General features: G+C 44.2%; 13 protein-coding genes. 1 reads left to right on the forward strand and 12 read right to left on the reverse strand.

Going from position 1 to position 10,400, the window contains the following annotated elements; translation table 11 throughout:
* Window positions 1-169 precede the first annotated feature (169 nt).
* From L9W92_RS17890 to L9W92_RS17905, 4 genes are all read right to left on the reverse strand, one after another.
* Window positions 170-1,255 carry a tyrosine-type recombinase/integrase gene (locus L9W92_RS17890; protein WP_240085105.1) on the reverse strand — a complete coding sequence of 362 codons (1,086 nt, stop codon included), beginning with the start codon at window positions 1,253-1,255 and terminating at the stop codon, window positions 170-172.
* 54 nt (window positions 1,256-1,309) lie between these two features.
* Entirely contained in the window at window positions 1,310-1,489 is a 180-nt protein-coding gene (locus tag L9W92_RS17895; RefSeq protein WP_240085106.1) for a helix-turn-helix domain-containing protein, read from the reverse strand.
* Between the two features lie 87 nt (window positions 1,490-1,576).
* Window positions 1,577-2,461 carry an RpnC/YadD family protein gene (locus tag L9W92_RS17900; protein ID WP_312038124.1) on the reverse strand — a complete coding sequence of 295 codons (885 nt, stop codon included), beginning with the start codon at window positions 2,459-2,461 and terminating at the stop codon, window positions 1,577-1,579.
* Between the two features lie 48 nt (window positions 2,462-2,509).
* Window positions 2,510-2,911, reverse strand: a complete 402-nt coding sequence (locus L9W92_RS17905) for a hypothetical protein (protein ID WP_240085108.1) — start codon at window positions 2,909-2,911, stop codon at window positions 2,510-2,512.
* A gap of 227 nt (window positions 2,912-3,138) precedes the next feature.
* On the opposite strand from L9W92_RS17905, the gene L9W92_RS17910 reads away from it, so the two are divergent.
* The gene (locus L9W92_RS17910) at window positions 3,139-3,990 is read left to right on the forward strand and encodes a hypothetical protein (RefSeq protein ID WP_240085109.1); all 852 of its coding nucleotides are present in this window, start codon (window positions 3,139-3,141) and stop codon (window positions 3,988-3,990) included.
* On the opposite strand, the gene L9W92_RS17915 is transcribed toward L9W92_RS17910, so the two are convergent.
* The 8 genes from L9W92_RS17915 to L9W92_RS17945 all read right to left on the reverse strand — a co-directional run.
* A complete protein-coding gene (locus tag L9W92_RS17915) occupies window positions 3,962-4,162 on the reverse strand; it encodes a helix-turn-helix domain-containing protein (protein WP_240085110.1) in 201 nt (66 codons plus the stop codon). The two genes, L9W92_RS17910 and L9W92_RS17915, sit on opposite strands and share 29 nt — an antisense overlap.
* Window positions 4,163-4,221: 59 nt before the next feature.
* The gene (locus L9W92_RS17920) at window positions 4,222-4,770 is read right to left on the reverse strand and encodes a hypothetical protein (RefSeq protein WP_240085111.1); all 549 of its coding nucleotides are present in this window, start codon (window positions 4,768-4,770) and stop codon (window positions 4,222-4,224) included.
* A 55-nt stretch (window positions 4,771-4,825) separates the two neighbouring features.
* Complete coding sequence (locus L9W92_RS17925) at window positions 4,826-5,827, reverse strand: tyrosine-type recombinase/integrase (RefSeq protein ID WP_240085112.1); 1,002 nt, start codon at window positions 5,825-5,827, stop codon at window positions 4,826-4,828.
* A 645-nt stretch (window positions 5,828-6,472) separates the two neighbouring features.
* A complete protein-coding gene (locus tag L9W92_RS17930; RefSeq protein WP_240085113.1) occupies window positions 6,473-6,613 on the reverse strand; it encodes a hypothetical protein in 141 nt (46 codons plus the stop codon).
* Window positions 6,614-6,849: 236 nt separating this feature from the next.
* Window positions 6,850-7,515 carry a hypothetical protein gene (locus tag L9W92_RS17935; RefSeq protein WP_240085114.1) on the reverse strand — a complete coding sequence of 222 codons (666 nt, stop codon included), beginning with the start codon at window positions 7,513-7,515 and terminating at the stop codon, window positions 6,850-6,852.
* Window positions 7,516-7,742: 227 nt separating this feature from the next.
* Entirely contained in the window at window positions 7,743-7,874 is a 132-nt protein-coding gene (locus tag L9W92_RS19070; protein WP_282442410.1) for a hypothetical protein, read from the reverse strand.
* A 313-nt stretch (window positions 7,875-8,187) separates the two neighbouring features.
* A complete protein-coding gene (locus L9W92_RS17940) occupies window positions 8,188-8,499 on the reverse strand; it encodes a hypothetical protein (protein ID WP_240085115.1) in 312 nt (103 codons plus the stop codon).
* Between the two features lie 164 nt (window positions 8,500-8,663).
* The coding region (locus tag L9W92_RS17945; protein WP_240085116.1) for an Ig-like domain-containing protein at window positions 8,664-10,400 on the reverse strand (1,737 nt) is incomplete at its 5' end.

Below are 10,400 nucleotides of genomic sequence, written 5' to 3' on the forward strand. Positions count from 1 at the left end.
AGCGGTATAATGTTGCCGCTTATTTTATTTTCAATACTATTTTGATGTTCAGATTGATTTTTAAATGAATATATATGCGCTGAAAAAGCCACCGCTTTATAAAATAGTGGCTTTTTCAGTGCCCTTGATTATATTGGCTTTATTGATTTTGGTGTGTCAATTGGTGTGCCTACTCTGTCAATAGGTTGGCGATGCTCTCCCCCTGCCTTACAGCATGAGCGTAGATCGCCGCCGTGGTAGCGGTACTGGAGTGACCCAGAAACTCGGATACCGCCGCCAGAGATTTCCCCTCGTCAAGAAGGATAGATCCGGCTCCATGGCGAAGTGCATGTAATTTCGTATGCTCCAGCCCTGCCCTTTTGAGTGCGTAGTTCATTGTACGCCTGATGGCGTCTTCCCTGACGACTCGCCCCTCGTGATGAAATATCAGGCCCGTTACCGACATAACCTTGCGTTCCTTCATGGCAGCAAGCAGAGTCAGGGTTTCGACATCCAGTTTCATTGTGCGCGGGCTGGCTTCCGTTTTTGTATCATCCTTCTCCTTTCGGTGCCTTACGTCCGCTGCCCTCATGATAGTCAGCGTCCCTTTTGCAAAGTCTACGTCTGACCAATGCAGCCCCAGTATCTCGCCCAACCGGGCGCCTGTAAGGGCTAGGAGCCGGATTACAAGATAGTATTTGTACTGTTTGGCCGCTGCCAGCAGCCGGACTAATTCGTCGATGGTAAGAACCTTCGGTTTTTTCTTCGGCACTCGTGGGGTGCGTAATCCCACGGTAGGATCCACGATCAGGATGCCCCATGCGACCGCTTGTTTCAGGGCCGTCTTCAAGGTGCCGTAGAAACCTTTTACGGTCTTGGGCTTGACATTACCGAAACACCCTTTGGGCAAGGCGTCCTGTAGGGCCATGCCGTTGAGATTATACATCGGCAAGTGGCCCACCAGAGGCTTTAACCGCCGGACGTGGTACGTATATGTCTCATGCGTCCTATCTGATACGCTGTCACTATTCTTTATCCCCGGTAGCCACTTCTTCTCAAGATAATCGCCCACGGTCATTGCCAAGGAAGTCGGCCCCAGCCGCTTTTTTAATTCCGTTTCCCATTGAGATGCCCATTTTTTCGCTTGTGATTCGGTGCCGTTGAAAAGCTCCCGTTCGTAAATCCGCTTACCCTCGGCATCCCTCCCATGAAAACTAAAACCAGGAACTTGTTGGGCCCTTTTTTGCGTATCTCGGCCATATTTATTTCCCTCCAAAGTGGAAGGACTAGACAGGGATATTAATTCGCCCTTGTCTAATCCTTCTCCTGCCTAACCTAGCTTTTTTGTACTTTTTTCCAGATACTCTTCCACCGCTGACTCCGGTATCCTAATTCGTCGCTCAGAAAGCCGGATGAACTTTAACCGATGGCTGGCAATAAGCTCGTAAACATATGATTTCTTAACTTGAAGTAGCTTAGCTACCTGGGCTGCAGTATAAATCTTCTGCATGATAGCGACCTCCTATAATTGACAAATATAAAACCCCCGGCAAAAAACCGGAGGTTCAAGAAGTATTTAGTTTCCTGGTTTGTTTATTTAATTTGGTATTAGTTCTTTTAAGGCAAGTTCAAATTCTTCCATGGTTCTAGCCTTGACTGCCCGGCGCAGGATTTTCTTCAGCAAATCTCTATCATTTACTGCTGATAAGCTTTCTTTAATCCAGGCTGGCCTCTGACCGGTGTTTTCTTCAAGAGCTTCAATTATTGCTTCAGCTATTCCTTCACCGAGGCCCTTAGCCTCGCCCCTGGCTTCCCACTCTTCCCGGATGCCGTCAAACAGCGGTAAGTTTTCCAACTTGCTCACCTCCAGCACTTTTAAAATTAGGTCCTTCGGGAACCTCAATGATGACAGAGCCGCAAGTGCTACATACAGGATCGACCTTTCGTCCTCTGTTTCTACTTCGCTTTGCAAACGCTTGGCGCATTTATCTAGTACCGCTTCGGGCAGTTCATCATGACTCATCAGTGGTGTCAGGGGCAGTAGGCCCACCGGTCCCCGGTAAAGCAGTTCCCGGCCGGCAATGTCCTGTAAATTGATTTGTCGGTAGTTGAAATCAACTACTGTCAGGTCAAGGCATTCTAACAGGTACCGCCCATCATGCCGGCTGCCGCCGGTCAGGTTGATTATTACCGGGTAAACTGGTTTTTCGTGCCGGCAGTGGTGCATGGCCGTATATTCCAGTAGCCTTCTCGCCATTTTTCGGTCCGGCCTGGCCTGAAATTCAACTAACATTAGATACTCGTAGCCGTCTTCACGAACTTTGACCAGCGCGTCAGAAGTACGTTGTACGGCCACTGCTTCTTTGTCTTTATCCTCGATTTGCTCTGTGGCAACCGGTACACCCCGGACAAAAGAGGCGATCTTGTCCATGTACCGTTCAGCCAGGGCTTTGATGATCATGTCATATTCGGCCAAAGGCATCAACTCCTTGGTGGTTATAATTATATCAGAAATATTAATTAGAAAAAATTATTTAACTAGTGGAACAGTAGGACTATTTTTATAAACAAGCTTAATATCTTTCACCGGATTCGGAGCACCCAGGGGGATACTTTCTAACCCAGGCATCGCTAATCTGATTACTCTCTCGTTGTGTTGAAAAATATTGTCTACGATTCTTTTATCGGCTTTAAGCCAGCCCGATTTTTTTGTATAATTTGAAATAGTGCCTAAAAGGATAATTTCCTTGTCAGTTAAGACAAGAGGCTTTTCATGACTCCAAATTTGTTTATATTGAATAAGATTATCAGAAATTTTTCTTGCACGCTTTCGCTTTATTGCTCTCGTAGCTGTAACGGGATCAAGTCGCTCCTTGATTTCTCCTGTGCCGTCTGCTGCAAAAACAACCTTCGTAATAGGTGGAAAAAGCAAAAAAATCCCTCCCTTAATAAACAGAGCAAAAACGCTCTCCCGCAGTGCGGGGGCGGTTGAAACCGGGCCGCTACCGGTTATTCCAGCAAAATTACCCTGTTTGTAATTATTTCGACGTATCTAAGGGGTAGAATGGCTCTACTGTCTCGCTAATTGGTTAACATATATTACATATTTACATTATACGGCAACAGTATATTATAATCAAGAACAATTTTCTCATATTTATGTTTTTCGTATACCGTGATATTATTAAAAATGGAGGTGTACGTACCATGTGGTTAAGACCAGGGACACTGCTTGATTTGACTATAATTGCACGAAGCATAACATCTTACACTCTGGCAAAGGAGCTTGCTCTGTCAGCTGGCTCTATTTCCAATTATGTTTTAGGTTCAAGAAATATCAAACCAGGTGCTATTCATGACCTTGCACAACGGTGGGCAAGTTGCATTAGACCGACAATACCTGAATTTAGTCCAGCAATTCCAGAGGGTTGGACAGCCGAAGAGTACCTTAAAGATGCCTTTCACAGCGCCTACGATGCGGATGATTCATTACGATCACTTGTCGAGGAAGAACCTTGGCTTACTGGTTTTGCCTGCTGCACTGCTCAGGTATTGTCACCTTGGAGTAAATCAATTAACTTTGATGAGTTCAATAGTAACGAAGCGCGATTACTCATAGAAACAATAGTCACTAAACCACAAGATAATGAAATGGGTTTATACCTTGCAATGAAATATATTTTATGGCGTATTAAAACACGTGAAGGCTATTACCTAGAAGATTCTACTGAAACAAAGACAATTGAGACCAGAGAAATTTGGCCTATTCCGTACATTAAACGAGAAGATAGCGGTAATAGTTTGCTACGAGATTTGCCATATGTGCCGTGGTTAAAAAAAGCTTCAACACTAGATGTCCTAGCACTCTGTAATTTCGTTTCTCTAGGAATCGCTAATAATCAACAAGATTTACCTGGAATCCTACTTGATTATCCTGCCTTTACATGTTCTTGTAACTTAAGAGACGATAAGATAGAGTTTCTTATTCAGAAGCCTTTTTCTCGTCGCTAAACAGATCATCAATATCCACTTGCTTTATACGAATACTCCCGCCTATTCGGTGAGCTTTTAACTGACCTCGCTGAATCATCCGGTATACCGTAGCCTTTGAAACTCTTAAAATTATTGCAACTTCCAAAACGGTTAATAATGCATTATCATTAGATACACTTGATAATTTCATGAAATTACCTCCTACAATGTTTTTAAACGCCCCCGCGTAAATCCGTGCGGGGGTTCCTATCACTTATTACTTTCTTCATCATAATCCTTAGAAGAACATCCAAATATTAAAGCACCTGAAACCTCTCTTTCAACCATATCCAGGTCAATAAGCCAATTACCTGCCTTTATGCGTAATATAGACGTTGGGCGATTAGGTTTCGCTTTTGCCGTTACCACCGGCCACTCATACCGAAAAAGTTTCCCCCAAATTCTTTTCCCCATAATACTCTTGACCTGTTCTGATACTGTAAAGTCAGCAGGTATTCGCATACACATTTCAAAACGTTCCTTGCTTTTTTTATCCGGATAAATCGTATAGACCTCATTACATTGCGGCTCATAAATGAAAATAATACCGCAAAAAGCCAATTTAAGGCGAAAAGCCGCTTCGTCCCTTCGAGATTCTATAAAATGACATACACGATTACTTAACATATGACTTAAAAAAAGTCGGGCAGTCTGAAAATTTCTTTTGGTTGCTGGCTTTCCAAGTATGCGGCTTAAATACATTTCAGTCGCGTGAGAACTTATATAAACTCGTTTTGGAAGTACGTATTTATCTAACATAAGCCCCTACTCCCAGGTTGACTTTCCATCGATAACCACTCTCCAACCAAGATTGTCACTCAGAGTTCAACAAATTGGCCGGCGCGTAGATGTAAGTTACCTCTACCCTGCCATGGCCAAGGACCTCGGCGGTCTCCTTCCTGGCCATGTCCATAGCTTTTTCCCTGATCATACCAGAAGACAAGCTTTCCCTAAACCGCGTGATAATGAATTCACGGCCAAAAGAGTGCCGCAGCCCGTGGGGCGTAAGAGCGCCCCTATCACCGGGAATCAAGTTATGGCCGGTAATTTTCCGCTCCTGATCTTGAATTTCCTTACGGTGATTGTAAATAAAATTTTCCACTTCCTTTTTGTAAACGTGGACCTTCATACCAGCAGGAGTAAAAGCGTAGCCGCCCCTGGGAGAGTTCTTCAGCGCCTCGTTAAAGACAGCTACAGCCCTGTCACTAAGAGGCACATCCCTGGGGCGGCCACCTTTGGTGTTTTTCAAATGTAATACGCCAGACTTCAGCGCATCCTCAACCACGGAGCGCCGGAGGCTGGCCGCTTCGTCCAGCCTCATTCCCGTGGCCCTGATCGCTTCCATGGTCCTGGCGATATCATACCGACCAATTGACACAGCCCTGGCCTTCATCTGAGAAAGTTCACGTTCCGTCCAGGCTCTGTCCGCCCTCCCGTCCGGAGTGCTGCCCAGCCCCATTTCCTTATTTGCCGTCTTACTATCTTTTATGCTATACCTTGCCTGCGGGATCTGCCGGTGCAGGTATCTTATCCCGCTCAGATCGTTTTTTATATACTTATCGCTACAGCCGCGACTTTTCATGTGCGCCGCGTAAGCCTCAAGATGCTTGTCCTGGATATTTTGAAGCTTTTTCAGCTTAAAGTGTCCTCCCACAAATTTGATAAACCTCTCAGCAGCTGCGATGTAACGGTACTTCGTTTCAATGCTCCCCTGGCTGGCTCCCCTGATCAATTTTTCTAACTGTGCACCGAGATTATCCACCACACCCATGCCAGTTTTCTTATACTTGTACTTGATAATGGAAATATAAACCACCCCCTAAAAGATTAAAACCGGCTACATAGCCGGTAAGTATTTGATATATTGCTATAAAATCAAAAAAGGTTCAGACTATATCTGACCCTTTAAAAAAGCATACATCCACTTAATCCCCTGATGCCATCTCTCGCGGTTCTCTTTTTAAGCGAACCCTGAAGACCTTGCGCTCCGCGAACTTGGCGAGGTATTTCTGGCCGTCTCTGTCTTACTCCGCTCCTTTAAAAAATCGCATCAGCGATTTTTTAAATCGCTCCGCAGACAGAGACGGCAACGGGTGTTATATTATCAAAGTTCAGTTCGTTGAACACCGGGGTGCCACACAACCCAAAGGGCGGAGCTTACGCTCCGGTGGCGAAGGCACTTACGTCTTTTTGAGACTGCTCGATCATCGTGCTGTGCCTTTTTAGCCGTATTTTATGGGGTCAGCTGCCAAATCCCCACTCAACCAAGCATCCACTTGGTTCGGTAAAATAAACCCGGCGCGCTATAGCGCGTCCATGCCGCTGCCCGGCAAGTGGCCTTTAATACCCGGAACACACGTCTCCACCGTGGTTTTTCCTCCGGTGAACCTGCTTTCGTCCAATTCTGGTGAAACTCATCTTCGCCTTCAGCAGTCGGTTCAGATACACCGCACCATATTGTCTACACACAGATCCAAACCTGGGCTTTGCCTGTCGCCCTTTTCCGCACAGCCTCGCTCTTCGCTTTGGCCTTGCTCCCCAAGTTACACCCGCTCTTCGCTGGGACTTTACCTGGAGCCGATTCTTCAGCAGTTGCGCTCATCGCCCTCAACATGCTCCGGAGCTTCCATCCGCACTATTCTTGGAGATAGAATAGTAGAAAAATCCCATAAACCTTACCTCATCAGATGTGCAATATGCCGGCATCACGCCTGCATCTGATGTTTTTCCTTCTTGCCGTTTGGCGTCACGCATTAAGCATGAAGGGTACGTAGTGTAGGATTAATTATACAATACAATAATACCATAGACACCATAAAATGCAAGGTCTTAAAAGTATTATCCCAGCGGATTGAGTGATTCGTATTGTGCCACCCACTTACCACGGTCTAAATATATTTTTTTGAGGTTAACCCCTTTTGCAAGTTCCAGCAGGGCATATCCTTCCAATTCATTGAAACCGGTATCAAAGGGATGCGGCAGATATTTCTCCAAAAAATACATCTTCACTATTCTATTTTTTACGACTCGGTACTGGAATCCTTTTTGCTTTAAGTCTTTTGGCGGTCGTAAGTCCTCGCCGATGGCTTTTTTTCGCCATCTGCCCAGGGCGTCTCTCAAGCCTTCTTCCCGCCTGGTTAATACTTCTATCTGTTTTGTAAGCTCTTCTGTTATTTTCTCCCTTGCCTCTATTTCACCGTTTATCTGCTGACGGGCTTGTTGTTTTATGTTTTCCACCACTTCAGGATGAACAAGTGAGTTTTGTAGTATTTCAATTTGTTTTTTCTGTTTTTGGTTTTCCTGCTGCAAGGTATTAATTATAGCTATGTTTTTGTCTATTTGAGTCTCGTAGCTGTTAATGAGGGTGATATATTCTTTTTCCGTCATTTCCACGGTAATACTGCCCTTACGGCCTTTTTTATCGAATATGATTTTTGTCGCTTCTTCCAGGGTGTCATAATAGCTGCTACTAAATAGGCTCAGGCCGTCAATTCGGAATTTCATATTCTCCCCCCTCAAATTTAAATGGCAGTGGGGAAGTCTTACCCGCTGCCATTTAATAAGTATTGCTTATATATTATCATATACACTATCTTCCTCGTTGTCCCAGTCGTCAAATGCTGATTCGGCTATTTTCAGCCATTCCATAAGGATATCATCCGCATCGTCCGGTATTTTAACCACCAGCTTTCAAGATGTTATTAGATCAGGAGTAGGGCACTGTTTATATGTTAGTCATCCGACAGCCCCAGTTCTTTCCATACCTCTTCGGCCTTTACTCCCAGGCCGGCCTTTATCTCAGCTTCGCCCTGGGCTATTGCCTCTGCATCTTCCGGTGTTATATCCTCTTCCGGCCATATCATTGATTCAACAATTATTCTCAGGGCATTCGTTTAGCCGATCAATTAAGGCTTTTACAATTTCCTTTGAGTCCATCCTAATCCTCCCACAACTATTATATCCTTTGGATTTTGCTCTAGAAAAGATATTTTATTTATCATCCCGCAGCACTACCTCTGCTTGGGCAGGCAGGTAGATCTCAATGTCGTTTTCCAACATCGCCTTATAACCTTCTGCCACTTCTTCTAAATGGTCGATTTTTTGAGCCACTTAAAACACCTCCCTTCGAACGATGGAAAAAGCACCCGGCAGGTTTTCCCCACCGGGACTTTTTTTCTAATCCAGTTGTACACTTTGTACTATCGCGTAATATGCCATTGGCACATTTACACTTTGCTGACCTATCAAGGGCACGTTTACCGCAGGTATTTCCACAGTTATGTTTGCAACATAACCTGATGCTTTGGCTGTGATATCATGGGGAACTGAATCGCCGGTATCGACTGTTTGAAAACTGTTGATAGTGTAAATTCTGGATTCCATCATTTCATCAAACGTGTCTTCAAAATAACGTTTCGCTTTAGTTTCGTTTAAAGCTACATCTTCTAGATTGCCATCAATATTAGCTGCGCTGGCGGCGTAATTCATCGCTTCTCCAAACCATTCGTATTCGGCATTGGCTACCCGCTAGACCGAAACTCCTATACCTGTTCCAAATGCCAGTATTGTTAGAAGAAAAATCATGAAGATGGTAAGGAGATATATGCTTATAAAACCTTTTTCGTTTTTAAGCATTTAAGTAAGTCACTCCTTTATTGTGCCAGACTGTTTACACCTGACCCATATACCTCTAGTTGACCAGTTATTGAATCCAAATTCTGTTTATCATATTTTTCTTCCACCGATCTCACACAATCCCAACTAGCAAAAACAAGTTTTTCTTCGAATGTATATTCCTTATAGTCAATATTAACAACGATATTGGAAACCGTTATGTCATAGTTTTTAGGTTCTGTACAAACTTCCTTACCTAAAAACACGTCATATATATTTGCCCCGTTCATGGCCCATTGTTCTTTGAATGTCGCGGTAGCTGTGTGGCCGTCTTCTGATATTTCCATTGGAATTGTTGTTACTCCTACCGGGTCCAGCGGGTGCCCAAAAGTGAAATTCGGGTTTTGTGTCGGATATGAGAGTTCGGCACTCACTATACGCCATTCTGTTATTTTGTTACAGTTTGGTTCTTTTGGTTCGCAACCGCGTTCTGTTGGTTTTGGTGGTGCTACTGTTGTGTCGTAGTCAACGGAACTGTCCTTCGTTACTTTTGTCTTTACCGGCAAGGTGAGTGTTGCAGTAACAACATCTGTCCACATTGCCCTGTTTGGATCGCGGTATTGTTTTCCGTCTTGGCTCACTGCCTGGAATGTTAAACTGCCATTGTTGCTTGATGACGGCACTTCTTCCTCTTGTTCCTCAACAACCAATTCTGCTTGACCGGTAATAGTAGTACCACCTACTGTATATGTTGCTGTAATCATAGTATCGCCCTGGGACATGCCGGTTGCCAAACCGGTATTGCTTATTGTGGCGATTGATTCGTCATCTACTATCCATGTGCATGAGGCAGTTACGTTTTGGCCGTTTCCTGCTTGCTTGCCCTGTGGGTAATAGGTTGCGGTGTACTGCTGGGTTTCGCTTTCGTATATTGTCGCGGTAGAAGGCGTCACAACTAGTTCAGGCGTGATGAGTGCAGCGCCGGGGACCAAAGGAACAGTTATATACCAAATGCTGTTGTCGCTGCGCTGGTGCCACATGCGTCCCATACCCCATGTGTATTGTGTGGGGGGGACAAGGATGTGGACATACTGGGACCAGTTGTTCCAATATGGGGAGCTGCCGCCTAGGGAAATATCTGAATAATAAATTGCTATGCCTTTTTGTATGTTTGGTAGGTATTTGGTGTCGCCGTCAAAAGAGTTTAACACAGCTCCTTCAATGTTGTACCAAGGATCAACAATCCATTTTCTGTCTTCAAGATAACCACCAGCCCAAGCATCGTGTGGGTATGCAGGGTTACTGTAGTCCTCATCATTGTAGGTGAAACCTAAATATCGATACTGAATCTCATCACTATTAGTCTGTGGACCAAGACTCTCTGATTCTGTACTAGTATCGCCATGAGGATCGCCGTAAACCAAAGCACCATAAGTGTTGTTGCTACTGCCTATAGTGACACCAGAAAGTCCACCTATTTGAATCCAGTTTATTTGTTTATCTACAATATTCGTTTCAGTAAAATATTCTGGTCCCAATAAATCTTTATACTGGCTATACAATTCTTGGTTTGCATAATTTACAGCTTCTTGCTTGTTTGTTGGGAATTGATTTTGGTTAGCATATGTTTTTGTCAGAAAAAATAAAAGTGTTAATGCTACCGCATAATGACCAAAAACAGCTGGTATAAGTTGTCCATGTTTTGACGGATAAAGTGACCAAAAATGAAAAAGTCCGTTAGTCCGCCTGTCATCTTTTTTGAATAATATTTGAGG

The sequence above is a fragment of the Pelotomaculum terephthalicicum JT genome, assembly GCF_022410535.1.
GTDB classification, from domain to species: Bacteria; Bacillota; Desulfotomaculia; order Desulfotomaculales; family Pelotomaculaceae; genus Pelotomaculum_D; species Pelotomaculum_D terephthalicicum.

What these genes read in the sequence shown, in the direction of transcription:
- L9W92_RS17895 (WP_240085106.1), bottom strand. Translation starts at nt 1,489, where the DNA reads ATGCAGAAGATTTATACTGCAGCCCAGGTAGCTAAGCTACTTCAAGTT.
- L9W92_RS17900 (WP_312038124.1), bottom strand. Translation starts at nt 2,461, where the DNA reads ATGCCTTTGGCCGAATATGACATGATCATCAAAGCCCTGGCTGAACGG.
- L9W92_RS17910 (WP_240085109.1), top strand. Translation starts at nt 3,139, where the DNA reads ATGTTTTTCGTATACCGTGATATTATTAAAAATGGAGGTGTACGTACC.
- L9W92_RS17915 (WP_240085110.1), bottom strand. Translation starts at nt 4,162, where the DNA reads ATGAAATTATCAAGTGTATCTAATGATAATGCATTATTAACCGTTTTG.
- L9W92_RS17920 (WP_240085111.1), bottom strand. Translation starts at nt 4,770, where the DNA reads ATGTTAGATAAATACGTACTTCCAAAACGAGTTTATATAAGTTCTCAC.
- L9W92_RS17930 (WP_240085113.1), bottom strand. Translation starts at nt 6,613, where the DNA reads ATGAGCGCAACTGCTGAAGAATCGGCTCCAGGTAAAGTCCCAGCGAAG.
- L9W92_RS17935 (WP_240085114.1), bottom strand. Translation starts at nt 7,515, where the DNA reads ATGAAATTCCGAATTGACGGCCTGAGCCTATTTAGTAGCAGCTATTAT.
- L9W92_RS19070 (WP_282442410.1), bottom strand. Translation starts at nt 7,874, where the DNA reads ATGATATGGCCGGAAGAGGATATAACACCGGAAGATGCAGAGGCAATA.
- L9W92_RS17940 (WP_240085115.1), bottom strand. Translation starts at nt 8,499, where the DNA reads ATGAATTACGCCGCCAGCGCAGCTAATATTGATGGCAATCTAGAAGAT.